General features: G+C 66.6%; 21 protein-coding genes. 13 read left to right on the top strand and 8 right to left on the bottom strand.

Annotation, left to right across the window (positions count from 1 at the left end; all coding sequences use genetic code 11):
- The first annotated feature begins 1 nt into the window (after window position 1).
- The 4 genes from FAZ97_RS07415 (at window position 2) to FAZ97_RS07400 (ending at window position 4,156) form a co-directional block, all read left to right on the top strand.
- A complete protein-coding gene (locus FAZ97_RS07415; RefSeq protein WP_158757859.1) occupies window positions 2–952 on the top strand; it encodes a sugar kinase in 951 nt (316 codons plus the stop codon).
- 48 nt (window positions 953–1,000) lie between these two features.
- Window positions 1,001–2,185 carry a beta-ketothiolase BktB gene (gene bktB / locus FAZ97_RS07410; protein WP_158757858.1) on the top strand — a complete coding sequence of 395 codons (1,185 nt, stop codon included), beginning with the start codon at window positions 1,001–1,003 and terminating at the stop codon, window positions 2,183–2,185.
- Between the two features lie 45 nt (window positions 2,186–2,230).
- The gene (locus tag FAZ97_RS07405; RefSeq protein ID WP_158757857.1) at window positions 2,231–2,848 is read left to right on the top strand and encodes a hypothetical protein; all 618 of its coding nucleotides are present in this window, start codon (window positions 2,231–2,233) and stop codon (window positions 2,846–2,848) included.
- A gap of 102 nt (window positions 2,849–2,950) precedes the next feature.
- Complete coding sequence (locus FAZ97_RS07400; protein ID WP_158757856.1) at window positions 2,951–4,156, top strand: cystathionine beta-lyase; 1,206 nt, start codon at window positions 2,951–2,953, stop codon at window positions 4,154–4,156.
- 81 nt (window positions 4,157–4,237) lie between these two features.
- On the opposite strand, the gene serB is transcribed toward FAZ97_RS07400, so the two are convergent.
- A complete protein-coding gene (gene serB / locus FAZ97_RS07395; protein WP_158757855.1) occupies window positions 4,238–5,077 on the bottom strand; it encodes a phosphoserine phosphatase SerB in 840 nt (279 codons plus the stop codon).
- 483 nt (window positions 5,078–5,560) lie between these two features.
- Between serB and ligD the strand changes: the two genes are divergently transcribed.
- Window positions 5,561–6,499 carry a non-homologous end-joining DNA ligase gene (gene ligD, locus FAZ97_RS07390; protein ID WP_233271541.1) on the top strand — a complete coding sequence of 313 codons (939 nt, stop codon included), beginning with the start codon at window positions 5,561–5,563 and terminating at the stop codon, window positions 6,497–6,499.
- A 308-nt stretch (window positions 6,500–6,807) separates the two neighbouring features.
- On the top strand, window positions 6,808–7,377 hold the full coding sequence (locus tag FAZ97_RS07385) for a DUF6013 family protein (protein WP_158757853.1): 570 nt from the start codon (window positions 6,808–6,810) through the stop codon (window positions 7,375–7,377).
- A 64-nt stretch (window positions 7,378–7,441) separates the two neighbouring features.
- On the opposite strand, the gene FAZ97_RS07380 is transcribed toward FAZ97_RS07385, so the two are convergent.
- A complete protein-coding gene (locus tag FAZ97_RS07380; RefSeq protein WP_158757852.1) occupies window positions 7,442–8,254 on the bottom strand; it encodes an ABC transporter permease in 813 nt (270 codons plus the stop codon).
- Window positions 8,251–8,997 (bottom strand): ABC transporter ATP-binding protein, encoded by a 747-nt coding sequence (locus tag FAZ97_RS07375; protein WP_158757851.1) that lies wholly within the window; start codon window positions 8,995–8,997, stop codon window positions 8,251–8,253. The genes FAZ97_RS07380 and FAZ97_RS07375 overlap by 4 nt, the downstream gene beginning before the upstream one ends.
- 123 nt (window positions 8,998–9,120) lie before the next feature.
- Here FAZ97_RS07375 and FAZ97_RS07370 point away from each other — a divergent pair, with 123 nt between their 5' ends.
- Window positions 9,121–11,634, top strand: a complete 2,514-nt coding sequence (locus FAZ97_RS07370; RefSeq protein WP_158757850.1) for an AsmA family protein — start codon at window positions 9,121–9,123, stop codon at window positions 11,632–11,634.
- 96 nt (window positions 11,635–11,730) lie between these two features.
- Here the strand turns inward: FAZ97_RS07370 and FAZ97_RS07365 are convergent, their stop codons facing one another.
- The gene (locus FAZ97_RS07365; RefSeq protein ID WP_028206958.1) at window positions 11,731–12,231 is read right to left on the bottom strand and encodes a hypothetical protein; all 501 of its coding nucleotides are present in this window, start codon (window positions 12,229–12,231) and stop codon (window positions 11,731–11,733) included.
- A gap of 554 nt (window positions 12,232–12,785) precedes the next feature.
- Here FAZ97_RS07365 and FAZ97_RS07360 point away from each other — a divergent pair.
- The 3 genes from FAZ97_RS07360 (at window position 12,786) to FAZ97_RS07350 (ending at window position 17,137) form a co-directional block, all read left to right on the top strand.
- On the top strand, window positions 12,786–14,450 hold the full coding sequence (locus tag FAZ97_RS07360) for a sensor histidine kinase (RefSeq protein WP_158757849.1): 1,665 nt from the start codon (window positions 12,786–12,788) through the stop codon (window positions 14,448–14,450).
- An 84-nt stretch (window positions 14,451–14,534) separates the two neighbouring features.
- Window positions 14,535–15,035, top strand: coding sequence for a response regulator (locus tag FAZ97_RS07355; RefSeq protein ID WP_158757848.1), 501 nt, complete (start codon window positions 14,535–14,537; stop codon window positions 15,033–15,035).
- Between the two features lie 104 nt (window positions 15,036–15,139).
- Window positions 15,140–17,137 carry a hybrid sensor histidine kinase/response regulator gene (locus FAZ97_RS07350; protein ID WP_158757847.1) on the top strand — a complete coding sequence of 666 codons (1,998 nt, stop codon included), beginning with the start codon at window positions 15,140–15,142 and terminating at the stop codon, window positions 17,135–17,137.
- Between the two features lie 69 nt (window positions 17,138–17,206).
- Here FAZ97_RS07350 and mscL read toward each other — a convergent pair whose 3' ends face one another.
- From mscL to mfd, 4 genes are all read right to left on the bottom strand, one after another.
- Window positions 17,207–17,656: a large conductance mechanosensitive channel protein MscL gene (mscL, locus tag FAZ97_RS07345; protein ID WP_158757846.1), complete on the bottom strand. Its 450-nt coding sequence runs from the start codon at window positions 17,654–17,656 to the stop codon at window positions 17,207–17,209.
- A 199-nt stretch (window positions 17,657–17,855) separates the two neighbouring features.
- Window positions 17,856–18,866, bottom strand: a complete 1,011-nt coding sequence (locus FAZ97_RS07340) for a threonine/serine dehydratase (RefSeq protein WP_158757845.1) — start codon at window positions 18,864–18,866, stop codon at window positions 17,856–17,858.
- Window positions 18,867–18,887: 21 nt separating this feature from the next.
- On the bottom strand, window positions 18,888–20,111 hold the full coding sequence (gene argE / locus FAZ97_RS07335) for an acetylornithine deacetylase (protein WP_158757844.1): 1,224 nt from the start codon (window positions 20,109–20,111) through the stop codon (window positions 18,888–18,890).
- A gap of 184 nt (window positions 20,112–20,295) precedes the next feature.
- Window positions 20,296–23,775 carry a transcription-repair coupling factor gene (gene mfd, locus FAZ97_RS07330; RefSeq protein ID WP_158757843.1) on the bottom strand — a complete coding sequence of 1,160 codons (3,480 nt, stop codon included), beginning with the start codon at window positions 23,773–23,775 and terminating at the stop codon, window positions 20,296–20,298.
- Window positions 23,776–23,988: 213 nt separating this feature from the next.
- Here mfd and ispD point away from each other — a divergent pair, with 213 nt between their 5' ends.
- From ispD to FAZ97_RS07315, 3 genes are all read left to right on the top strand, one after another.
- Complete coding sequence (gene ispD, locus FAZ97_RS07325) at window positions 23,989–24,708, top strand: 2-C-methyl-D-erythritol 4-phosphate cytidylyltransferase (protein ID WP_158757842.1); 720 nt, start codon at window positions 23,989–23,991, stop codon at window positions 24,706–24,708.
- 44 nt (window positions 24,709–24,752) lie between these two features.
- Window positions 24,753–25,232: a 2-C-methyl-D-erythritol 2,4-cyclodiphosphate synthase gene (gene ispF / locus FAZ97_RS07320; protein WP_158757841.1), complete on the top strand. Its 480-nt coding sequence runs from the start codon at window positions 24,753–24,755 to the stop codon at window positions 25,230–25,232.
- Window positions 25,233–25,402: 170 nt separating this feature from the next.
- Window positions 25,403–26,548, top strand: a complete 1,146-nt coding sequence (locus FAZ97_RS07315; RefSeq protein WP_158757840.1) for an acyltransferase family protein — start codon at window positions 25,403–25,405, stop codon at window positions 26,546–26,548.

Raw genomic sequence — 26,548 nt, 5'->3', positions numbered from 1 at the left:
CATGACGAGCGTCGCCCCGCAAGTCCTCGCTTATGGCGAGGCCATGGTCGAGTTCAACCAGGCGTCGAAAGACCGCCCCGAGTATTTACAAGGCTTTGGCGGCGACACGTCGAACTTCGCCATCGCGGCGGCTCGCCAGGGCGCGCGCACGGGTTTCGTCTCGGCCGTCGGCGACGATCATTTCGGACGCCTCCTGACCGACCTGTGGGCGCGCGAAGGCGTCGATACGTCGACGGTGCGCGTGGACGCTACGGCGCCCACCGGCGTCTACTTCGTCTCGCATGGCCCGAACGGCCATGCCTTCGACTATCTGCGTAAAGGGTCGGCCGCCAGCCGTTACACGCCGCGCGATCTGCCGCTCGACGCCATTGCGGCTGCGCGCGTGCTGCATCTTTCCGGCATCAGCGTGGCGATCAGCGACAGCGCCTGCGACGCGGCGCTCGCCGCCGTCGAGCACGCGCGCGCCAACGGCGTACGCGTGAGCTTCGACACCAATCTCCGTCTGAAACTGTGGCCGCTTGCGCGGGCGCGTGCCGTGATGAACGAGGTGCTGCGCCTCACCGATATCTGCCTGCCTAGCTGGGACGACGTGGCGGTGCTCACGGGTCTCGAAGACCGCGACGCGATCGTCGATTACCTGCTCGCGCGCGGTGCTCGCGTGGTTGCGCTGAAGCTGGGCAAGGACGGCGCCTACGTCGCGACGCCGGACGAACGGCGCGTCGTGCCGGGCCACGTGGTCGCAGCCGTCGACGCCACGGGCGCGGGCGACTGTTTTGGCGGCGCATTCGTCGCACGCCTCGCGGCCGGCGACGATCCGTTCGCGGCTGCGCGCTATGCCAATGCGGCCGCCGCGCTTTCGACTCTGGGATTTGGCGCTGTGGCTCCCATCCCGTATCGCGAGGACGTCGAGCGCCTGCTCGCCGATCGGCCTCCGGGCGAAACGCGCCAATAACGCACCAATAACAAGATTCATCCAATCAGCAAATCAAGGAGCGAGACTATGGAACGCGAAGTAGTGGTGGCAAGCGGTGTGCGCACGGCAATCGGCGACTTCGGCGGCAGCCTGAAGGACTTCTCTCCGACGGATCTCGGCGCACGCGTGGTGCGTGAAGTGCTTTCGCGCGCGAACGTGGAAGGCGACGCAGTCGGCCACGTGGTGTTCGGCAATGTCGTGCACACCGAGCCCAAGGACATGTACCTCGCGCGCGTGGCCGCAATCAACGGCGGCGTCGCGCAGCACGCGCCGGCGCTGACCGTGAACCGCCTGTGCGGCTCGGGCCTGCAGGCGATCGTGTCGGCGGCGCAAACCATTCTGCTCGGCGACGCCGACATCGCGATCGGCGGCGGCGCGGAAAACATGAGCCGCGCGCCATATTCGATGCCGGCCGCGCGCTTTGGCCAGCGCATGGGCGACACGCAACTCGTCGACATGATGATCGGCGCGCTGCACGACCCGTTCCAGACGATCCACATGGGCGTGACGGCGGAAAACGTCGCGAAGAAGTTCGGTATCACGCGCGAGGCGCAGGATGCGCTTGCGCTCGAATCGCACCGCCGTGCGGAACGCGCGCTCGCCGAAGGCCGCTTCAAGGATCAGATCCTGCCCGTCTCGATCAAGTCGAAGAAGGGCGAAGTGCTGTTCGACGCCGACGAGCACGTGCGCCACGGCGCGACGCTTGAGGACTTCTCGAAGCTCAAGCCGGTGTTCGCGAAAGAGAACGGCACGGTCACAGCGGGCAACGCGTCGGGCATCAACGACGCGGCGGCCGCCGTGCTGCTGATGAGCGCCGACGCCGCGCGTGCGCGCGGCGTGAAGCCGCTCGCGCGCCTCGTCTCGTACGCGCATGCGGGCGTCGATCCGGCGTACATGGGCATCGGCCCGGTGCCGGCCACGCAGAAGGCACTCGAGCGCGCCGGCCTCAAGGTCAGCGACCTCGACGTGATCGAGGCCAACGAGGCCTTCGCGGCGCAGGCCTGCGCCGTTTCGCAGGAACTCGGGCTCGACCCGGCCAAGGTCAATCCGAACGGTTCAGGCATCTCGCTCGGTCACCCGATCGGCGCGACCGGCGCGCTCATTACCGTGAAGGCGCTTTATGAACTGCAGCGGATCGGGGGGCGCTACGCGCTCGTGACGATGTGCATCGGCGGCGGCCAGGGTATTGCGGCCATCTTCGAGCGCATCTGATACGCGCCGCGCCCCGCCAGCTGTGCAAGTGAAGGAAGGATTCAGATGGAAGTAAACACGCAGGCACAGCGGCCGCTGCAAACGGCCGTCCGACGGGGCAGCGCCATCAAGGCGCGCGGCTGGATCGTTGCCGCCGCGGCGGCGGCCATGGTCCTGGCGTTGCCGTTCGCGGCGCGTGCGCAGGATGCAGCCGCGCCGCCGCCGGTCAAATCCACGCTCAAGCCGAACCCCGAGTTCGCGAAGCTGCCGCAATACGTCGGCACCCTCGGCACGCGTCAGATCGTCATGCGCCTTGGCGCGAAAGCCGGCGACGACGACCCGACCGGCGTGCATGGCGAATATCAGTTCACGGATACGGGCGAAGTGAACCTGATCGCCGGCGACCGCGCGGACGCCACGCTCGAAGCCGAGGACTCGAACGACGGCACGCATATCACCGGCAACTGGGTGGGCACGTTCGCCGAAGACGGCTCGCTTTCGGGCGACCGTATGGATCCGGACGACTCTCACCCGGTCCCCTTCGACCTGAAGCCGATCGCGGCGGGGGGCGCGGCTCCGGCCGTTTCGACCGGCGCGGCGAGCGCACCCGCAGCGACGCCCGCATCGACGCCAAACGGCGTTCATGCCGTGAGCGGCGTGAGCAATCTCGTCATCGGGCAATAAGCGCCGCTACGGGTGTTACTCTTCGCTTTGCGGCGTTGTGCGCGCCACTCGCGCAAGCCACGCGCCGCAACGTCCTCGCGCCTCAACCGAATTCGCACCGACATGACCCAATCCGACTCCAGCCGCGCGTTGCAGACGCGCATCATCCACCCGCAAGACGACCTCACGCCCGGCTTCGAATCGTTTGCCGCGCCGGTCACGCGGGCTTCGACCGTGGTGTTTCCCGACCTCGCTTCGGTGCGCGCTCTCGACTGGCGCAACGACGCGCAATGGCGTTACGGCCTGCACGCCACGCCCACTTCGGCCATGCTGCAAAAGCGCATCGCCGAGATCGAAGGCGGCACGCATGCGCTGCTGCAACCCTCGGGCCTCTCGGCCATCTCGAACGTCTACTTCGGACTGCTGAAGTCGGGCGACGACGTGCTGATCCCCGACAACGTCTATTCGCCGAACCGCGATCATGGCGACTGGCTCGCACGTGATTTCGGCCTCACGGTGCGCTATTACGATCCGATGATCGGTGCGGGCATCGCCGAACTGATCCAGCCGAACACGAAGCTGATCTGGCTGGAAGCGCCGGGTTCGGTGACGATGGAAGTGCCCGACGTGCGCGCGATTACCGCGGCGGCGCGGGCGCGCAACGTGGTGACGGCCATCGACAACACGTGGTCGGCAGGCCTCGCCTTCAAGCCGTTCGAGCACGGCATCGACATTTCGGTGCAGGCGCTCACCAAGTATCAGTCGGGTGGCAGCGACGTGCTGATGGGTGCGACCATCACCGCCGACCGCGATCTTTATCTCAAGCTCAAGGCCGCGCGCATGCGGCTTGGCATCGGTGTCTCAGTCGACGATTGCTCGCTCGTGCTGCGTGCGCTGCCGAGCATGAAGGCGCGTTTCGAGGCGCACGACCGCACCGCGCTCGCGCTCGCACGCTGGCTCAAGACGCGCTCCGAAATCGCGGCGATGCTGCACCCGGCGTTCGAAGACTGCCCGGGCCACGAGTTCTACAAGCGCGACTTCACGGGCGCGGGCGGCCTTTTCTCGGTCGTGTTCGACGAGCGCTACAGTGCGGCGCAGATCGACACGTTCTGCGAGTCGCTCGAGCTCTTCGCGTTGGGCTGGAGCTGGGGCGGGGCACATAGTCTCGCGATGCCGTACGACGTCGGTTCGATGCGCACGGCGGCGAGCTGGCCGCATCGCGGCACGCTGGTGCGCTTCTACATCGGTCTCGAAGAAGAGGCCGATCTGCGCGCTGATATCGAGCGCGCGCTCGCAAGGCTTGCAGAAAAAGCAAGCACGCCTGAATAATCCGCGCGAAACAACAACGGCCGCTCGCGTCCACGAGGACACGAGCGGCCGTTGGCTTATCCAGGCGCCGCGAAAGCCGGATCAGAACAGACGCAGCAAGCCGTCGAGCCCGACGAAGTTGAACGCGACGCTCGCAGCCTCGCGCACCACCGGCTTCGCGCGGAACGCAACCGACAAACCCGCCACGCCCATCATCTTGAGGTCGTTCGAGCCGTCGCCCATCGCGATGGCGCGGCCTGGCTCGATGCCGATCTGCGCACAGGTTTCGGCGAGCGTGCGTGCCTTCACATCGGCGTTGACGATCTCGCCAATCACGCGGCCCGTGAGCTTGCCGTCGACGATTTCGAGCGTGTTCGCGCGCGTGTAGTCGAGCCCGAGGCGCGCCTTCAGGCGCTCGGTGAAGAACGTGAAGCCGCCGGAAACGAGCAGCGTTTTCAGGCCCGCGGCTTTCGCGCCCGCGAGCATCTTTTCGGCACCCGGCGAAAGCTGCAGGCGTTCCTCATACACGCGTTCCAGCGCGCTTGCGTCGAGCCCCTTGAGGAGCGCCACGCGGCGCGTGAGGCTTTCGTTGAAGTCCTTGATCTCGCCGCGCATCGAGGCTTCGGTAATCGCCGCCACCTCGGCCTTCAGGCCGCAGAAGTCCGCGATTTCGTCGATGCATTCGATCGTGATGAGCGTCGAGTCCATGTCCATCGCCACGAGGCCGAAATCGGCCAGCGTGCGGCCTGCTTCGACGAACGCGTAGTCGAGCTGGTGTGTGCCGCAGTAGACCTCGAGATCGGCGCGCTGGGCCGGCTCGGCGTGCTCGATGCGCAGCGCGTGAGCGTCGATCGGCGTGAGGCGGCTGCCGCGGGCGAGGCCGAGGAGCGGCTTGTGATGGACGGTGTCGAGCGGGGCGGGACTCTGGATGACGAGGTTCATGGCAGGACGGGCAAAGCCGACGCACGGCGTCGTCGGATTGATCGGATGGAATCGATGGAAAAGGGCGCAGCCGCGCGCGCAAGCGCCTGAGTGGCGCCCTGCAATACGCGACAAAGCCCGTCATTGTAACTTCCCGCCGATCGCTGCGGTCGCGTGCCACTTTCGTCGCGTTTCTGCTCCCGGCGGATGCTGCCCCGTTTATCGCGCACGCTTGCGGTCACCTTGCGGCGACGAAAGCGCCCATTCGAGGCACAATGAAAGCACGTGCGGCGGTCCGACGGGGGGCGGCCGCCGCGTGCCGTCAACCGAACGTGTCGCGACTCGCGTCGCGCGACGCGTCATGTGCGCCAAGGCGCCAGGGGAACCGGTATGCAGGACGCCCGCAACGCCCCATCCAGGACATCTGCCCGAACGCCGCGCGGCGAGCGGGCCAGGACATCGGACGCCGCCGCGCCGGCCACGCCTGCCGCGTCCGTGCACCGCTTGCCTCGAACCACCCGGCGCCGGCGCGACGACGCGGCCGAAACCGAAATCGACGGTATACGCATCACGAGTACGAGGCGCGTCATCGATGCGGACAGCGGCACGCACAAACTCGAACTCGTGCGCTACTACGAGCGCGCGGCGCCCTGGATCCTGCCTCATCTGCGCGATCGCCCCGTATCGCTCGTGCGCGCACCGCGCGGCTTGAGCGGCGAAATGTTCTTTCAACGCCACAGCGCACGTGCGCCGCTGCCCGAACTCACCGAACACGAAGGGCTCGACCCGGGCCATCCGCCGCTGCTGACGATCGATACGGCGCGCGCGCTGGTCAGCGCTGCGCAGATGGACGTCATCGAGTTGCACACCTGGAACGCCAGCGTTCACGACATCGAGCGGCCCGATCGGGTTCTCTTCGACCTCGACCCCGATCCGGCGCTGGGCTGGGATCGCGTGATCGAGGTGGCGCAATCCACGCGCGCATTGCTTGCGGAACTCAAGCTCGAATCGTTTTGCAAAACGAGCGGCGGCAGGGGGCTGCACATTGTCGTGCCGCTCACGCCGGCCGCGGGCTGGGAGGATGCGAAGGCGTTCGCTCGCGCGGTTGCCCAGCATCTGGCCGCGGTCTGGCCCACGCAGATCACGGCGACCATGGGCCCCGAGCACCGCAAGAAGAAGATCTTCATCGACTATCTGCGCAATGCGCGCGGCGCGAGCACGGCGCTCGCATACGGCGTGCGGGCGCGGCCGGGCATGGGCGTGTCCGTGCCGATCGATTGGGACGAACTGGCGTCGACGACGGGTGGCGCGCAATGGACGCTTGCGACCATCGACGCGCGGCTCACCCAGATCGAGCACGCCGATCCCTGGGCGGCCTATGGCCGCGTGCGCCAGAAGCTGACAGCGGAACTGACGCTGGGTCTCGAAGCAGCCGGCAAGTAGCGGCGCCGTGAGCGCGAGGCCGTTTTGCGCGCCGCGTATGCACAACGGGTCGTCAATGTGGATGAAGCCCGTCGCTTGACCGCGCGCGGTCGTACGGCAAGCAAATTGCCCGCGATGACAAGCAGGATAAAACCTGGTCCGTTCGATGCATGCGCTCGGCGCAAGGCAGCGCGCAGCGCGCTAGACTGGTAACCGACCATCCGCCGCACGCAAGCGGTGCGTCGTACCCGGCCTTTCGCGGCTTGCCGCGTTCGTTGCGTACGCCGCCATTGCCCACGGGCGCGGCCGTTCCCGCCAGGAGGTGACGCATGCCTTGCCGCAGCTCCCGCCATACTCGCCGCCGCCGCGCGGCGCTCGTCCAGTTTGTCCTCGCCGTTTCCTGCGTCATTGCGCTGCCCGCGCTCGCGGCCACGCCGATTACGGTCACCTCGAAGGCCGCAACCGACGGGCCGATCCGCTACACGGTACGGGTGGCGTCGAAGGCGTTCGGCGACGCTCAGGAGACCCGCACGCTGCGCTCGGGCGATACCGACGACTTCACGTGGCGCACCACGCCGCCAGGCGGCGCGGTCGCGACGCCGCAAGGCTGCCCGGACTACGCCGCGTTGCCGCTCGACGCGAACGGCGCGATGGTCAGGCAGACCCAGGTGCGCCTCGCGCCAATCGTCGCGAGTAACGGCACGGCCACCGTGCAGGTGAGCTTCCGCGCCCAGGCGCCGCACGGCACGCAGACGGTATCGAGCAACGGCGCATCGCTCACGTGTCCTGCAGTGGTTGCGCATAGCGAGGTCGCGCACCTCACGATGCCCACCAATGGCACCGCGAAGACGCTCAAGCTCAGCGACGGCACCCAGATCACGATCTCGGCGCAGCGCTAAGGCGTGTCATGAGCGGGCTGGCCGGTGTAGCGCGCAAAACGTAGCGCACGCCGGCCGCGCACGCTTAAACGCGTGCCTTGCGCTCGATCAGGCGTGCTACGAGAAAGCGGTGTTCCGGCGAGAAGAGGCGCCGGTACGCGAGCAGCACCGCGCCCACCGTGCCGAGCGCCGACGAAGCCGCGATCAGGAACATGATCACGATCTGGTAGCGCACGGCTTGCAGCGGCGATTGCCCCGCGAGCACCTGGCCCGTCATCATGCCGGGCAGGCTCACCACGCCAACCACGGCCATCTGGTTGAGCGTCGGAATCATGCCGGCGCGCACGGCTTCGCGGGCGCTCGCCTGCGCGGCCTCCCAGCGTGTCGCGCCGAGCGCGAGCGCGCTCTCCACACGGTCGCGCCGCGCGGTCAGTTCCTGCATCATGCGCTCCACGCCGAGCGATACGCCCGTGAGCGTATTGCCGAGAATCATGCCGAGGATCGGAATCGCATACTGCGGCTCGTACCACGGCCGGATGCGGATCACCACGAAAAGCCCGACCGCCGCCACGAGCCACGCGCTTACCCAGATCGACACGATGCTGTCCGCGCGTTGCCCGCCATAGGTGCGTGCGCCGCGCTGCGCCCCGGCGAAGCCGGCGATCAGCGTCATGAGCGCCATGAGCGGCAGCACGACGTACCAGCGGTTGAAGGCGAACACCCAGCCGAGCACGTAACCGATCGCGAGCAGTTGCACGACGGTGCGCACCGCCGCCCACGCCAGCTTGCGCTCGAGGTCGAGCTTGAGCAGCACGGAGACCGCGCCGTTGACGAACACGAGCAGCGCCGCCATGGCGACGTCGCCAATGCCGAGGTTCTGCAGCACGCCGGGGCTCATTGCGCGGCTCCCTGGGTGAACGCCGCGCGCGTGGCGGGTTCTTCGAGCACGCCGGCGCGCATCGTCAAATGCCGCTCGCCTACGCGCTGCGCCTGCGCGGGATCATGCGAAATCCAGACCGTGGCGCGCACGGTGCGCGCCTCCTCGAACCAGCCGGCTACCAGCGCCTCGACGGCGCGCGCCGATTCGGGGTCGAGAGAAGCAGTCGGCTCGTCGAGCAGGAGCGCTTCGGGATCGAGCTGGAGGACCCGCACGAGCGCCACGATCTGCGCTTCGCCGCCCGAAAGCTCGGAGGTGTCGCGCCCGAGGAAGTCGCTGGACCGGCCGATGGCGGCGAAGAGGGTGCTTGCGCGCGCCGCGTCGAATCGCACGTCGCGGTAGGCCGCCAGCGTATAGGGGTAGCGCAGGTTGTCCTCGACGCTGCCGTCCAGCAGCGCGGGCCGCTGCCGCAGGTACGCAATATGCCGCCGGTAGTGAACAATGCGCGCGCGCGTGACCGGTTTGCCATGCCAGCGCACGTCGCCGCCGTCGAGCGGGTCGAGCAGCGCGAGTGCCCGCAGGAACACGCTCTTGCCGGAGCCGGACGGGCCCGTCAGCACCGCGCGCTCGCCCGCCCGCAGCGCGAAATCGGTAGGATGCAGCAGCCACTGGCCGCGTTGCGCGTCGCGCCGGGCGATCTGGCTGGCCTCGACGAGCGGCGCGCCATCGGCATGGATTGGGGGAGTCGGATTGTGTTTGAGCATCGAAAGATTGCAAACATAGCGGGTACGTCGAGTCGTGCGAAACAGTATGTAACCGGGCACGCTGACTGCTCTTGCGGTATTGCAACATGGCAGGCCTACAACAACGCATAACGTGGAGTACGCATGACGTCACCGCAGCCCAAGCCCTTTAGCCTTGGCCGTACGCTCGCCAGGATCATCGCATGGCTCGTGGCGGTTGTCGTCGTGTTGATTGCGGTGCTCGTCGTCTTCATCCTGACGTTCGACTGGAACCACGCCAAACCCTACGTCAACGAAAAGGTCACCGAGGCCATCGGGCGGCCGTTCGCGATCGAGGGCGATCTCAAGGTGGGCTGGCAGAGGCCGCCCGGCGAAACGGGCTGGCGCGCGTGGGTGCCGTGGCCGCGTTTTTCCGCCACGCAGATCGAGGTCGCCAATCCCGACTGGTCGAAGTCCCCGCACTTCGCCACGCTCGACGAAATCGACTTCGAGGTGGCCGTGTTGCCGCTTCTGGCACACGACATCGTGATTCCGGCGATCAATCTGGTGAATCCGTCCATCGACGTCGAGCGGCTTGCCGACGGGCGCAACAACTGGACCTTCAAGCTGCCCGCGTCGAGCGGGCCGTCGACGTGGCGGCTCGAACTGCACGACATCGCGTTCTCGAGCGGCAATATCGACGTGAGCGATCAGCAGACGAAAACCGACGTGAAGATCGCGGTGAGCCTGCTCGGACACGGCATCCCGATCGGCAAGGTGATGGAGGAGCAGGAAGCGGCATCGCGCCAGGGCTCCGCTCAGGTCATAGGGCGTGCGGGCGCGAACCGGCTCACGCAGCAGGTGAATAAGCAGCAAGCGTCGGAGGCGGCGGCCGCCAGCGCGGCCAGCACCACTGGCGAGGCGGACGCAGCGGCCGAAGCGGCCGAAGCGGGCGCGACGAGCACGCCTGCGGCAGGTTCGCAGCCGCTCGCCGCCAGCAGCGCCAGCGCCGCCAGCGGCGCAATCGTGGGCTCGAACGCCGCGCCCGCGCAGCCGCCCACAGACGAGCCGTTCTACGCGATCGGCTGGACGATCAAGGGCACGTATGGCAAGACCGCGCTGTCGGGCGAGGGCAAACTCGGCGGCGTGCTCGCGCTGCAGAACGCGAAGCGCCCGTTCCCGATCCAGGCCGACGTGCGCGCGGGCGACCTGCACATCGCGCTGGTCGGCACGCTCACCGACCCGATGCACCTGGCCGCCGTCGACGTGCGCCTGTGGCTGCAGGGCCAAAGTCTGGCGCATCTGTACGACCTGACCGGCGTGACGCTGCCCGAAACGCCGCCGTATGCCACGGAAGGCCACTTCGTGGGAAATTTCAAGCGCGGCGCGAGCGTGTTCCGCTATGAAAACTTCACGGGCCGCGTGGGCGGCAGCGATCTGAACGGCACAGTGGTCTACCAGCAGCGCACGCCGCGACCGCTCCTCACAGGAGAACTGGTTTCGAACCTGCTGAAGTTCTCGGACCTCGCGCCGATCATCGGCGCAGACAGCTCGGCGAGCAAGGCAAAGCGCGGCGATACCGTCAAGCAGCCGGCCGACCGCGTGATCCCGGTCGAGCCGTTCCGCACCGACCGCTGGAGCGCCATCGACGCCGACGTCAAGTTCACGGGCCGGCGCATCATCAAGCAGGGCAGTTTGCCGGTTCAGGACCTCTACACGCACATCGTCCTGACGAACGGCGTGCTTACACTCGATCCGCTGCAGTTCGGTGTGGCGGGCGGCACGCTCGGCACGCGCGTTTCACTCGACGGCAGCGGCGCGCCGCTCAAGGCGCGCGGCACGCTGGAGGCGCGCCACCTGAAGCTCAAGCAGCTCTTCCCGAACTTCAAGACGATGCAGTCGGCGCTCGGCGAGATCAACGGCGATGCTTCGCTCACTGCGACCGGCAACTCGCCGGCGGCGCTCGCCGCGACCTCGAACGGCGAGGTGAAGCTGCTCGTCACGCAGGGCACGATCAGCCGGTTGCTGATGGAGGCGGCGGGCCTGAACGTGGCGAACGTGGTTTACGAAAAGCTGTTTGGCTCGCGCGACGTGAACATCAACTGCGCGGCGGCCGACTTCGTCGCCACCGACGGCGTGCTCGATCCGCGCGTGTTCGCGCTCGACACCGACGACGCCGTCATCAACATCGACGGCCCGATCGACCTGCGCGACGAATCGATGAACATGAAGGTCCATCCGCATACGAAGGGCTTTCGCATATTCACGCTGCGCTCGCCGCTCTATGTGAAGGGCACCTTCAAGAATCCGCACGTGGGCGTGGATGCGACGGCGCTCGCGCTGCGTGGCGGCGCGATGATCGGACTGGGGCTCATCAACCCGTTTGCCGCGCTGATTCCGCTCATCGCGCCGAGCAACAACAAGCCGCTGCCGTGCGACGCGCTGTTCGCGCAGATGCGTCAACATCCCGTGGCGCCGCCACCGGGGCAGAAAATGCGCGCGCGGCCATTGCCCGACCTGGGAAGCGCAGGCGCGGGGGCGAGCGCGGCTGCCGCGACGGACAAGGGCAAGAAGGGTGAAGGGGCCGCGAAAGCGACGCCGGCAACGGGCAACGCGCCGTCGCCGGCCTCGACTGTCACGCCGACGCAAGGGCAGGAGCCGCTCTACAAAGGAAGCTGATACGGGAAGCGGACGCGGAAAAACCGCTGCGCCGGGCTAGCCGACCCGGCGCAGCGGTGCAGTGAACTTCGTTGAAAGCGGGAACCCGGACAACGACTAGCGCAACGAGCGCGGCGCCGTGTCGCCGGCAGCGTCCTGGCGGCGCGTCACGCGCCGGGTGGTCATGGTCGGACGTGCCGCGCCGAACTCGGGCAGGACCCGGCCGCGTGCGCGACTCGCGAAGACAAGAAAGCCGAAGCCGTCCGCCTCATACCAGTAACCGCCGTTCTCGAGGCCTTCGATCGGCTGCTCGAGCGCGTGAGCGATCGATTCGATGCAGCGCTTACGCAGTTCACTCGTGCCCGGATACGGCGGCTGCGCACCGCGCACACTGCACAGGAGCACATCGAGCCCCGGCAGGATATGCGCATAGAGCACAGGCTCGTCCTGCGCACGCGCGCGCGCAATCTTGGTATCGAGTTGGCCGAACGGTTTGAAGTGACTCAGCACGGCGAGAAATGACTCATCGCCGTCTGCCTTGACGCGTTTGCGCTTTTTCGGGAAGGACATAAAAATTCGCCTGAAAAAGGTGGATTGCAGTACACGCAGCGTTCCCATGCGACCACTCCCGGACTGGTGCGCCGCACGTCGATCCTTTATAGCACACGGATTTGCTGCGTTCACGAGGATAGAGATGGGGACGGTCCGCTCTAGCGGCGCACAGCGCCTGAAGCGATCCGGACCTGCGCGGCCCGGCTGTTGCCCCTCGTTCAAAACCCTCATTGCGTTCGCAAACGCCATGCCGGATCGCACGTCGCGCTCATGTAGATATCCCGGCGCTCTCTCGCTTGTCTCCGTCTCAATAATAGACCTGTGCGTGCGCTCGGTGTGGCGAATTGCCGCAAAAAAACGGGTTTTCCACGACGCAAGGTGTGTGATGTCACACACATTGTCATCCTGAAAAATCGCGCAGATAATGTTGCGGTTCCGGTGGCCGCGGTTGCCATCGGGCGCCCCGAGCGCCGACTGGCGCCGCGCGGGCACACGCGGCGCGATGCTGGAACAAGCCGTGTTGCAAAAAGCAGCGTTGCAAAAAGCAGTGCGGGACGCACTGCAAAAACAAGGCGAAAAGCACGGCGCGCCGCCCAGACCCGCCACTGAAGCAGACCAACATGAAACTCTTCGCCAAGGGGCTCCTGCTGATCGCGATTCCGAGCGTCGTCGAACTGGCGCTGCTCGGCGTCGTGTTCGACACTCAGGGGAAGGCCGCGCTCGCGGCCAAACGCGCGGAAAACACGCAGCAGATCCTTTGGCAAGCGAACAGTCTCGTCGACCCTCTGCTGCGCGAAGCCGCGCGCGTGCGCACGGGCATCGTGCTCGAAGATCCTTCATTCATCGATCGCCACGCCGTGTGGACCGAGTTCGCCGACCGCATCACGCTGCTCGCGCGCATGGTCGCCGACAATCCTCCCCAACTCGCGCGAGTCCAGCATATGCGCGACGCCGCCTATGCGTGGCGCAAGGAGGCCGGCGAAATTGCCGATGCACTGCGCATGGGCCACAGCACATCGTTCGCGCGCGTGGCGGGCAACGGCATGCCTCCGGAGATCGAGACGGTGCGCGAAGTGCTCGGTGACTTCATTGCCGAGGAGACGCGGCTCGACGAGGCCCGCGCGGCCATGCTGCGCGAGACGCGCGAGCGCCAGCAGGACGCGCTGATCTTCGCCGTGGTGGGCTCGATGCTGATCTGGGCGTTCACGGCCATGGCGTTCGCGCGCAACGTGGGCGTGCGCCTTGCCGCGCTTGGCGCAAACGCCGAGCGCCTCGGGGAGGGCACGCCGCTCGCGCCGCCGCTCACGGGCAACGACGAAATCGCCGCACTCGATGCGGTGCTCCATCAGACGAGCGCGAGGCTGCGCGTGGCCGAGCGCGAGCAGACCGCGCTGAAGGCGCAGCTCCAGGCGCGCGCCGCGGACCTCGCGAGCGCCAACGAACATCTGCGCCAGGAGAGTCAGGACAACGAGATGTTCATCTACAGCGTGTCGCACGATTTGCGCTCGCCGCTCGTGAACCTGCAGGGCTTTTCGAAGGAGCTGCAGGTGTCGTGCGACGACTTGCGCGCCCAGGTCGAAGCGGCGGCGTTGCCCGAACACGAGCATCGCGAGATGGCCGAGGTGCTCGACGGCGACGTCGACGAGTCGCTGCATTTTCTGCGGCAGGCGGTGGCGCGCGCGGCGGCCATCATCGAAGCGCTGTTGCGCCTGTCGCGTGCCGGGCGCCTCGAATACCGCTGGCAGCGCGTGAACGTGGCTCGGCTCGTCGAGCGCGTGCTGGGGGGCCTCGGCGACGAACGCGCGCAGGCCGCGCGCATCGAGGTGGGCGAGCTGCCGCCCGCCTGGGGCGATCCGGCAGCCATCGAGCAGATATTCGGCAACCTCATCGAGAATGCGTTGCACCATCTCGATCCCGCGCGGCCGGGCCGGGTCGAGATCGGTGCGCTCGCTGCGGGGCGCGAGTCCGGCAGCGAATCCGGCGGCGAAGCTGGCAAAAGCGCGGAAAAAGAATCGCGAAAAACAGAGACCGCGGAGCCTCTCGAGCGTACGCGGACTTATTTTGTGCGCGACAATGGCGTTGGCATCGCGCAAGCTTATCTGCCCAAGCTGTTCCGCGCGTTTCAGCGGCTGCACGGCGGCGAATCGCCCGGGCAGGGCACGGGCCTCGCGCTCGCCAGGCGCATTGTGGAGCGGCATGGCGGGCGCATCTGGGTGGAATCGACCGAGGGCGCGGGCTCGACGTTTTTCGTCGCGCTGCCGGATCAGCCGTTGCGTTCCACATAGCGGGCATCCGGGCACGCAGGGCGCGCCGGGCAGCAAGCTTTCAACAAGCTTTGAAAAGTTCATGCAGTACGCAGGAGAGTCGAGATGACGAACGGGGAACAGGTCAGCATCGTGCTGATCGAAGACGACGACGGGCATGCCACGCTGGTCGAGCGCAACCTGCGGCGTTCGGGGATCTCGAACAGTTTCCTGCGCTTTCGCGACGGCCAGGACGCGCTCGATTACTTTTTCGGCACGCCGGGCGACAATCCGGCCGCGGCGGCGAACTGGGCGTCGCGCGACGCGCTCAGCAATTTCGTCGTGCTGCTCGACTTGCGCATGCCGCGCGTGGACGGCTTCGAGGTGCTGCGGCGCCTGAAAGCGGAACCCGCTACGGCGTCGGTGCCGGTGATCGTGCTCACGACCACCGACGACCCTCGCGAGATCGAGCGCTGCTATGAACTCGGCTGCAACGTGTACATCACGAAACCGGTCGAATATGACGCTTTCATCGAAGCCGTGCGTCGACTCGGCTTCTTTCTCCAGGTCGTCAAGCTGCCGCCGGGGCATCGCTTCGTCCACGCGCGGCCGGCAGGCGCCCAGTAACGGATCGCGCAGGCATTGCGCATGGAATCATCACGCATTGGCAATGAAAGAAGGCGGCAAGAGCGGCGACAAGCCCGACGCGTGCCCGAAGGGACGTTTCGCGCATGACTGAGGAACCCACGATGCTGGACGGCGCGCGCGTGCTAGTCGTCGACGACGACGAAGGCATCCTGCGCCTCGCCCGCAAATCGCTTCTGCGCGCCGGTGCGCGCGTGGACACCTGCACGGGCGTCGGGGAGGCGCGCGCGTTGCTCGCCGTGCAGACGCCCGATGTGCTCGTGCTCGACTATCAGCTCGACGGCGCGGAAACCGGTCTCGACTTCTTCCGCCGCCTGCGTGCCGACGACGTGCGTGTGCCGGCGATCCTCGTGACGGGCTTCACCGACGAATCCCGCGTGATTGCCGCGTTGCGCGCGGGCGTCTCGGACGTGGTGCCGAAGTCGGGCGACTATCTCGACTATCTGCCGGAAGCCGTCGCGCGCGTGCTCTCGCAGGTGGCGCTGCAGCGCGCCTCCGATGAAGCGCTGCTGCTGCGCGATCGCGAAGAACACTACCGTACGCTCTCCGAAGCGTTGCCGCACCTCGTGCTTACCTGTGGCGCGGACGGCAACTGCGATTTTGTCTCAAAGCAGTGGCTCGACTACACGGGGCTCGAGGCGGCCCAGTCCCACGGTCTCGCCTGGCTCGACGCCGTGCATGCCGACGATCGCGAAGAGATTCGCCACACCTGGCTCGAGGCCGTGGGCAGTGGCGCCACCGACTATCGCCATGAGTTGCGCATTCGCCGCCACGATGGCGTCTATCGATGGTTCGATGTCCGAATCGTTGCGATGCGCGACCCGCGCGGCGGCGTGAACAAATGGTTCGGTAGTTGCACCGATATCGACGCGCAACGCGAAGCGACCGAGGAACGCGAGCGCCTGCTTGCCACGGCGCAGGCCGCGCGCCAGACCGCCGAAGAAGCCAACCGCGCGAAAGACCGCTTCCTCGCCATGCTCTCGCACGAGTTGCGCACGCCGCTCACGCCGGTGCTCGCGGGCACGCGGCTGCTGGAGCAGATCGCGGGCCTGCCGGATGCGGCGCGCTCGGGCGTGCTGATGATCCGCCGCAATATCGAGCTCGAGGCGCGTCTGATCGACGACCTGCTCGACCTCACGCGCGTGGCCAATGGCAAGCTGAGCCTCGCGCTCGACACGGTCGACGTGCACGAGGTGATCGAGGCCGTGCTCGAGCTCTTCCTTAGTGAAATCCAGATCAAGCAACAGGACGTGCACGTCGACCTGCGCGCCCAGCAGCACTATGTGCGCGGCGACCGCGCGCGCCTGCAGCAGATGCTCTGGAACCTGGTGCGCAACGCCGCGAAGTTCACGCCCGACGGCGGCCACATTTACGTGCGCACGCGCGACGAGCGCATGCACGTTGCGATCGAGGTCGAGGACACGGGCATCGGCATCGCGCCCGAACAGATCGGCAAGCTCTTTCATGCCTTCGAACAGGGCAGCCACAATCTCACGCGTCAGTTCGGCGGGCTCGGTTTAGGCCTCGCGGTCACGCGGGCGCTGACCGAGGCGCACGGCGGGAGCGTGAGCGCGAGAAGCCCGGGCGCGCATTGCGGCGCGACCTTCACGATCGTGCTGCCGAGCGCCGCGCGGGGCGAGGGTGCCGCAGCGATCGCCGAGCATCGCGGTCCGCATCGGGTGGGCGCGATGAACATCCTGCTGATCGAGGATCACGAGGACACCGCAGAGGTCATGTCGCAGCTAATGCGCTCGGGCGGCCACGAGGTGGCGGTGGCGGGCAGCGTGGCCGGCGCACTCGCGCTCACGGCCAGCATGGCCTTCGACCTCGTGGTGAGCGACATCGGCCTGCCGGATGGCTCGGGCATCGACTTCATCCGCGCGTTTCGTGCGCAATCAACGGCGCCCGCCGTCGCGCTCACTGGCTTTGGCACTGACGACGACGTGCGCCGCAGCGTTGAAGCGGGCTTCACCGCGCATCTGACGAAACCCGTCAACTTCGAGCAGCTCGAACGACTGATCGAAGAGGCCGCGGCCGCGCGCAGTGCGGCGGCCGCGCCCGGTTCCGCCGCGTCCGCTCCCTGACTCGCGCTTGACCCAGACACAAAAAAGCCCGCGCTGCGGCGCGGGCTTTGGTCTGGACTCTCGCGAGGCTCAGCGCGGATTGTTCTTCAGCGAATCGCGAATGTCACGCAGCAGCAGCACGTCTTCGGGCGTGGGCGGCGGTTCGGCCGGCGCGGCGGCTTCTTCCGGCTTGCGCAGCTTGTTGATGAACTTCACCATCAAAAAGATGATGAACGCGAGGATGACGAAGTTGATCACCGCGGTGATGAACGAGCCATAGCCGAACACGGCTACGCCCGCGGTCTGCAGATCCTTGTACGACTCGGGGTTGCCTTTATAGCTGGCCGGAATGTGTCCGAGCCGCACGAACATGTTCGAGAAGTCGAGGCCGCCCGTGATCACGCCGATGACCGGCATGATGAGGTCTTTCACGACCGAGTTGACAATGCTCGAGAACGCGCCGCCGATAATCACACCGACGGCGAGATCCATCACGTTGCCTTTGACGGCGAATTCCTTGAACTCCTGGACGATGCTCATGAGCGGGCTCTCCCTGAATGGCGCGGCGCGGGGCTGGGGTCAATACGACGTATTGGCGCAATCATAGCGAACGCATCCGTATCGCGGTAGCAATTTGACATTCCCTGACGTTTTGTTGGGGCTGACGACAAGGTTTTGGCGGACGCACGCGGCGTGCCCACCGCGCTGACTTTGCCCCGCGTTTGGGCCGCCATTTGCTTCAGTGCGCGAGTGAGATCTGCTCGTGAAAGGTCGCGGGATCGGTGTTGGTGCCACCCAGCAGCACGCCTATGCGCTTGCCTTGCAATGTGTCGCGCAGCGGCCCGAGCAGTCCCGCGGTGGCTGCGGCGCAAGCGGGCTCCACGGCGAGCTTCAGTTGCTCGAAGAGCACGCGCATCGCGCTGCGCAGCGCGTCGTCGGAGACCGTGACGACGCGCTCGAGATGACGGCGGCACAACGTATAGGAGTATTGCTCCGCATACGACGCCATGAGCGAGTCGGCGATCGAGTGCATGTGGGACAGGCGCACCGTGTGGTTCGCGGCGAAGCTGCGACTCATCACGTCCGAGCCTTCGGGCTCGACGCCATACACGCGCACGCGCGGGTTCGCGAGCCGCAAGGCCGTAGCGACGCCCGCAGCGAGCCCGCCGCCGCCGATGGGTACGACGACCGCATCGAGATCGGGCGCCTGGGTGGCCCATTCATAGCCTAGCGTAGCCGTGCCGAGCACCGTGCGATAGCCGTTGAACGGATGCACGAAATAGCGTCCCTCGTCGGTCTCGATCCGGCGCACGATCTCGAACGCCTCGCTGCTGTTGTCCGCCACGACGATTTCCGCGCCAAAGCGCTTGCATTGCGCGACGCGCGCCGCGCTCGCTGTCCGCAAGAGCACGACTTTCGCGCTGATGCCCAGGCGCATTGCCGCATACGCAACCGCAATGGCGTGATTGCCGCCCGAAACGCACGTGACGCCGGCGCTGCGTTGCGCGGCATCGAGCGCGAGCAGATGGGTGAACGCGCTGCGCACCTTGAAGCTGCCGCCCGACTGCAGCAGCTCGAACTTGAAGTTCACGAGCGTGGCTTCGAGCGTGGACAGATCGTGGCGGTCGAACACGGGCGTGCGCAGCACCCACGGCGCGAGCGCGAAATGCTGCGAAGCGATCTCGTCGAGGGTGGGGATCGCCTCACCGTCTATCGTGTGGCTGGCAGGAAGCGGCGAGGCGGTGGACATGATGGCGCGCGTCCAGCGTGGTTATTGCGTCAGGGCTTCGACGGACATGCCGTGCACGAGCTTGCGCAGGAAACCTTCGCACGCCGCGAGCTGTTCGAGCGAAACGTATTCGTTCGGCTTGTGCGCCTGCTGGATGTCGCCGGGCCCGCACACCACGCTCGGAATCCCTGCACGAGAAAAGAGGCCCGCCTCGGTGCCGTAGGCCACCTTGCGGCGTGCGTCGTCGGCGGTGAGCGCGCGCACGAGTTGCGTGATCGCGGCCTGTTCCGTGGCGTCGAGGCCGGGGGCTGCCGCGATCTTCGTGAACTCGATCGCGCCGACCGCGTGCTCGCGCTGCATCTTCGGCACGAGCGTTTCGCGCGCGTATTGTTCGATGCGCGCGAAGATCGTGTCGGGGTTGAGCGTCGGCAGATTACGGAATTCGAACGCGAAACGGCATTCGGCCGGCACCGTGTTGATGGCATTGCCGCCTTCGATCGTGCTGGTCTGCGCGGTCGTGAACGGCACGTCGTAAAGCTCGTCGAACGGGCCGTTCGCGCGGAATTCGTCGGCCATATCGCGGATGTAACAGATGAGACGCGCGGCGTATTCGATGGCGTTCAGCCCGCGCGGCGTGAGCGACGAATGCGCGGCCTGGCCGCGCACGCAGCACTGGTACGCGTTGATGCCCTTGTGCGCCACGATGGGGCGCATGCTCGTGGGTTCGCCCACGATGCAGCCTTCGGGCTTCACACCGCGCTTGACGAGTTCTTCGATCATGAGCGGCGCGCCCACGCAGCCCACTTCCTCGTCGAACGAGAGCGCGAAGTGCAGGGGCTTGGCGAGTTTCATCTGCTGGATCTCGGGCACGAGTGTGAGCGCCGCGCCGATAAAACCCTTCATGTCGCAAGTGCCGCGGCCATAGAGCAGGCCGTCGCGGATCTCGGGCTTGAACGGGTCGCTGTCCCACTTCTGGCCGTCCACGGGCACCACGTCGGTGTGGCCGGAGAGCACGATGCCGCCGTTCGTTTCGCCGTCATGCGCGGGGATCGTGGCGAACAGGTTGGCCCATTTGCCGTCGCGGCCATAGGTGAGCGTCGATTCGATGCCGCGCGCGCGCAGATCGTCGCGCACGGTCTCGATCAGGCCGAGATTCGGATGGCGGCTGACCGTATCCATCGAAACGAGGCGGGTGACCCAGGGGAGCGAGGCGGGAAGGGAGGCGGAAGGCGTAGACGACTGCGCTGTTTCAGCGGCGAGGGACATAGTGGACTCCAGCTTGCTTGTATGCTTCATCTTACCCAAAAAGAATGCGGCAAGCCAAAGCCGCGGGCAGTCCGGCGGCCCACGTTTCAGGTGTTTGCGATGCGCATGGCGCGCTGCAACATGATGTGAAAACGCCCGCGCGGAAGACAAACCGCGCGGGCGTCCGAGGATACGGTAAGGTCGTTCAGCGCGACGCGCCAGCGCGATTGGGCGCGCCGAGCGCGCGCAACGTCTCCTTCACGGTAGCCACGCGCACCGCGAGGTCGGGGCTGCGCGTTTCGATGCGCAGCTTGTCCTGACCCGCGAGCTTGATGTGCTTGTGCTTCTGCACCATCTCGATGATGCGCATGGCGTCCACGGGCGGATTCGGCACGAACTGCAGGCCAATGACCGCTTCGCCCGCATCGATCTTCGTGATGCCGAGCGGCTTCGCCGCCAGTCGCAGACGATGCGTTTCGATCAACGCGTGCGCCTGCGCCGGCATCTTGCCGAAGCGGTCGATCAGTTCTTCCTGGATGCCGTCGATCGAATCGTCATGCTCGCAATTCGCGAGGCGCTTGTAGAGCGACAGGCGCTCCTGCACGTCGCCGCAATAGTCGGCGGGCAGGATCGCGGGCGCGTGCAGGTTGATCTCGGTGGTCGCCGCCAGCGGCGCGTTGAGATCGGGCTCGCGGCCGTCCTTGAGCGCCTTCACGGCGTCGTTGAGCATGTCCGTGTAAAGCTGGAAGCCGATCTCCTGGATCTCGCCCGACTGCTTGTCGCCGAGCACTTCGCCCGTGCCGCGAATTTCGAGGTCGTGCATCGCCAGATAGAAGCCCGAGCCGAGTTCCTCCATCTGCTGGATGGCTTCCAGCCGCCGTTGCGCCTGTTTGGTGAGCCCTTGCGGATCGTGCACGAGCAGATACGCGTACGCCTGGTGGTGCGAACGCCCGACACGGCCGCGCAACTGGTGCAACTGCGCCAGACCGAACTTGTCGGAGCGGTGGATCAGGATCGTGTTCGCGGTCGGCACGTCGATGCCGGTCTCGATGATCGTGGTACAGAGCAGCACGTTCGCGCGCTGCGCCACGAAGTCGCGCATCACGGCTTCGAGTTCGCGCTCGTGCATCTGGCCGTGCGCCACCGCGATGCGCGCTTCGGGCACCAGCGCTTCGAGCATCGCGCGGCGGTTCTCGATGGTCTCGACTTCGTTGTGCAGGAAGTACACCTGGCCACCGCGCTTGAGTTCGCGCAGCATGGCCTCGCGAATCACGCTGTCTTCCTCGCGGCGCACGAAGGTCTTGATGGCGAGCCGTTTCTGCGGCGCGGTCGCGATCACGGAGAAGTCGCGCAGGCCTTCGAGCGCCATGCCGAGCGTACGCGGAATCGGCGTGGCGGTCAGCGTGAGCACGTCCACTTCCGCGCGCAGCGCCTTGAGCGCCTCCTTCTGGCGCACGCCGAAGCGGTGTTCCTCGTCGATGATGACGAGCCCGAGGCGCTTGAACTGCACATCGGACGACAGCAGCTTGTGCGTGCCGATCACGATATCGACGCTGCCGTCGTTGATCTGCTGGATTGCGCTGCTCACTTCCTTCGCGGACTTGAAGCGCGACAATTCGGCAATGCGCACGGGCCACTCGGAAAAGCGGTCCGTGAAGGTCTGCGTGTGCTGCTCGGCGAGCAGCGTGGTGGGCGAGAGTATCGCCACCTGCTTGCCGCCCATCACGGCGATGAACGCCGCGCGCAACGCGACTTCGGTCTTGCCGAAGCCCACGTCGCCGCACACGAGGCGGTCCATCGGCTTGCCGCTCGTCATGTCGCCGATCACGGCGGCGATCGCGGCAGCCTGGTCAGGCGTTTCCTCGAAGCCGAAGCTTTCCGCGAACTTCACGTAGTCGCGCGGTTCGAGCGCGAACGCGTGACCCTCGCGCGCGGCGCGCCGCGCGTAGAGATTCAGGAGTTCGGCCGCGGTGTCGCGGATCTGCTGCGCGGCCTTGCGGCGCGCCTTTTCCCACTGGCCCGAGCCGAGCGCATGAAGCGGCGCGCTATCCGGATCGGCGCCGCTGTAGCGTGAAATGACGTGCAACTGCGAGACCGGCACGTAGAGCTTGCTGCCGTTCGCGTATTCGAGGTGCAGGAATTCGGTGTCGCCTTCGCCGAGGTCCATCGTCACCAGACCGTGATAGCGGCCGATGCCGTGCTGCGCATGGACCACCGGATCGCCCACCTTGAGCTCGGAGAGGTCGCGCACCATCGAATCGACGTTGCTCGCCTGTTCCTGGCGGCGGCGTCCCGCACGGCGCGCAAGCGGCCCGTAAAGCTCGGTCTCGGTGATGACCGCAAGCTCTTCGCCCGGCAGCGAAAAGCCCGTGGAGAGCGGCGCGACGCCCAGCGCGAAGCGCACGTCGCCGGTGAGCCAGTCTTCGAAGCTGTCTGCGCCCGTGGGGCGAAGGTGGTTGTCGGCGAGCAGTTGCGCGATGGTTTCGCGCCGGCCCGCCGATTCCACCGCGAACAGCACGCGGTTCTTCGTCGTGCCGAGATACGTGCGCAGCGAGGCGAGCGGGTCGTCGGCGTGGCGGTCGATCGCGAGGTTCGGCAGCGCCGTGGCCCAGCCGCCCGCGCTCGCGGCGGGCAGCACGAGGCGCGCGAAGGGCTTCGCGAACGCGAAGAAGTCCTCGTCGGTCAGGAAGAGGCGCTGCGGCTCCAGGATCGGCCGCTCGCGATCGTGCGAGAGGAAGTTGTAGCGCTGCTTCGTGTCGTTCGTGAAGCGGCGGATCGACGCGTCGAGGTCGCCCGAAAACACCAGCTGGGCGTTTTCCGGCAGATAGTGGAAGAGCGTAGCCGTCTCTTCGAAAAAGAGCGGCAGGTAGTATTCGATGCCCGCCGACGGCACGCCATTGCCCATGTCCTTGTAGATCGTCGCGCGGCTCGGGTCACCCTCGAACACCTCGCGCCAGCGGCTGCGAAACGCGGTGCGCGAGGCCTCGTCGAACGGAAACTCGCGGCCCGGCAACAGGCGCACGTCTTTCACGGGATAGAGGCTGCGCTGGCTGTCCGGGTCGAACGCGCGGATCGAGTCGACCTGGTCGTCGAAGAGGTCGATACGGTAGGGCAGCGGCGAGCCCATCGGAAAGAGGTCGATCAGCGAACCGCGCACGCAGTACTCGCCCGGGCGTACCACCTGGCTCACATGCTCGTAGCCCGCGAGCGTGAGCTGCGACTTGAGCTTCGCTTCGTCGAGGCGCTCGCCCTGGGAGAACGAGAACGTATAGGCGGCGAGAAACGAGGCGGGCGGCATGCGGTAGAGCGCCGTCGTGGCCGGCACGATCAGTATGTCGCAGCGGCCTTCGCCGAGATCGTGGAGCGTGGCCAGACGCTCCGAAACGAGGTCCTGGTGCGGCGAGAACGTGTCGTACGGCAGCGTTTCCCAGTCGGGCAGGAGGCGCACGCGCGCCTCGGGCGCGAAGAACGGAATCTCCTGGGCGAGCCGCTGGGCATCCACGGCGCTGGCGCAAATCACGGCCAGCAGCGGCGCCTGGCGCGCGCCGACGCGCGCGGCCTCGCGGTAGCGGGCGATCAGCAGCGCGTCGGACGAGCCGTGCGTGCCGTCGAACGCGTAGCGCTGCCCCGGCTTGACGACGGCGACGGGGGACGGAGATTGCGAGGAAGCGGCGATATCGGACATAGGCAACAAGGTGGCCGACGCGTGTGTCGGTATGGTGGCCAGTTCAGTTCGGGCGGAGTGCAACGCCACAATATAGGGGCCGGTTTCGGGTCTTCAAGTGAATCCGGCGCGTTTCGACGACGTTTCGCCGACGTTTTGCGGGCGTGCGGCGTGCGGGTAAGGGACCTATTATAAAATCCGTCCTTTACTTTGACTCATGCGGCTCGCCACACCGTGACTTCACGCCTTTTTGCCCTGATTCCGTGCGCCGGCACCGGCAGCCGTTCGGGCTCGGCCATGCCGAAACAATATCGAATCGTTGCCGGACGCGACCTCCTGCACTATACGCTCGCCGCTTTCGACGCCTGCAACGAATTCTCGCAGACGCTCGTGGTGATTTCTCCCGACGATAATCACTTCGACGCCCGGCGCTTCGGCGGCTTGCGCTTTGCCGTGAGGCGCTGCGGCGGCGCCTCGCGCCAGGCCTCGGTCTACAACGGCCTGGCCGCGCTCGCCGAATTCGGCGCAACCGACGACGACTGGGTGCTCGTGCACGACGCGGCGCGCCCCGGCATCACGCCCGCGCTGATCCGCACGCTCGTCGAGTCGCTCAAGGACGACCCCGTGGGCGGCATCATGGCGCTGCCGGTGGCGGATACGCTCAAGCGCGTTGCGCCGAAGGACCCCGCGGCGCCCGGTGTGCACATTGCGCGCACCGAATCGCGCGACGGCCTCTGGCAGGCCCAGACGCCGCAGATGTTCCGCATCGGCATGTTGCGCACGGCCATCGAGCGCGCGCAGCAGGACGGGCACGATCTCACCGACGAAGCGAGCGCGATCGAATGGCTCGGTCACGCGCCGCGTCTCGTGCAGGGCAGCCTGCGCAACTTCAAGGTGACGTACCCCGAAGACTTCGCACTCGCCGAAGCGATCCTCAGCCGGCCCGCAGACTAAGCGCACCGCAATCCCTTTACCTGAAACCTCTGGAACCGCACAACATGGACATCAGAATCGGACAAGGCTACGACGTGCACGCGCTGGTGCCCGGCCGCCCGCTCGTGCTCGGCGGCGTGACGATCCCCTACGATCGCGGCCTGCTCGGCCACTCGGACGCCGACGTGCTGCTGCACGCCATCACCGACGCATTGTTCGGCGCCGCCGCGCTCGGCGACATCGGCCGCCATTTCCCGGACACCGACAAGCAGTTCTACGGCGCCAACAGCCGTGTGCTGCTGCGCGAATGTCTGCGCCGCGTGCAGGAAGCGGGCTTTTCGCTCATGAACGTCGATACCACGGTGATCGCGCAGGCGCCCAAGCTCGCGCCGCATATCGAATCGATGCGCAAGACGATCGCCGAAGACCTGAACCTGCCGGTCGAGCGCGTGAATGTGAAGGCGAAGACGAATGAAAAGCTCGGCTATCTCGGCCGCAGCGAAGGGATCGAAGCGCAGGCGGCGGTCCTGCTGCTGCGCGCGTGATCTTTCATTCAACCCTTGTTTTGAAGCGCTGAACGGCGCGAGCAGGGCGCGTGCCTGCTCCCCAACTGACGGCGATGATTGCAGCTGCAATCATCGCCGTTGCTTTCTTGTCGATTAATTTCCGTTTTTTTCGTCCCATACTGAACCGCTATCCGGAAGTGGGGAGGGCAATGGCGGGAGTTGAAAAACGCGTGAAGGGCCTCGACGGCCTGCGGGCGCTTGCAGTCGTGCTCGTGTTCCTCTCGCACAAGGCCCACGTCAACGCGATCGATGCGGGCAAGATCGGCGTCTGGCTGTTCTTTTTGATCAGCGGCTATCTGATCATCGGAGAACTGCATCGTAATCGGGTTCGCATCGAGCAGCACGGCGCTCGCACCGCCGCGCTGCTGTATGTTTTCTTCATGAAGCGCACGCTGCGTATTTTTCCCGTGTACTACCTGCTGCTCATTGCGCTCACCATTGCGCATGCGAGCTTCTATCAGCGCGATGTCGATCTCGGGCTCGCGTGGCATTTCGTATTCCTCTCCAATTACTGGATCGGCGTGGTGCACGATGGCTGGCCCGGCACTGTCTCGCATTTCTGGAGCCTCGCGGTCGAGCAACAGTTCTATCTCGTTGCGCCGTTCGCGCTGCTGTTCGTGCGCGCGTCGCGCCATCTCGCGTTTTGTGCGGTGGTCGTCGCGGCGGCTGCGTTCGCGCATCTCGCGCTTTACGAGGAGGGGGCGATCGCGCCGCTCATCTACGCGTTTTCGCCGTGGAATTTCGCCATGCTCGCGCTCGGCGGTGCACTGGCGATTGGCGGTGCTCGCGCGCCGTTGCGTGCCGGGGCGTTGACTGCGGTGTGGTTCATCGGGGCGTGTGCGGCGATCGCCGGCTTCGCGCTGGCGCGCGCCGAATGTGCCGGGTGCGCCGAAAGCGTGACGGGCGCGACGATGCAGCCGGGCTTCCTCGACGTCGGACTCGCGCTCTCGCTCGGCGCACTGTTTCTGTGGCTCGTGCGTCGCCAGGACAGCGTGCTTGTCGCCGCGCTGGAAATGCGGCCGCTCGCGTATCTCGGCACGATCAGCTACGGCTTCTATCTGTTTCACAACCTCGTACCGTCGCGCCTTGGGGTGGCGCCGGGGCTCTACGCGCGGCTCCACGTGCCCGAGGCGGCGCAGCCCGTTCTCGCGCTCGTGCTGCAGTTCGCGCTGGCCGTGCTGCTCGCCCATCTGTCGTGGCAAGTGCTGGAAAAACGCGTGCTCGAATGGAAGCGGCCGCTCGAAACGGCGATACGCAACCGCCTGCCCACGCGCGCCGCGGCGAGCCAGACGTGA

Source organism: Paraburkholderia acidiphila, from assembly GCF_009789655.1.
GTDB lineage: Bacteria > Pseudomonadota > Gammaproteobacteria > Burkholderiales > Burkholderiaceae > Paraburkholderia > Paraburkholderia acidiphila.
The sequence above is the reverse complement of the archived record's forward strand: the minus strand, read 5'-3'. Positions and strand labels throughout refer to the sequence as shown.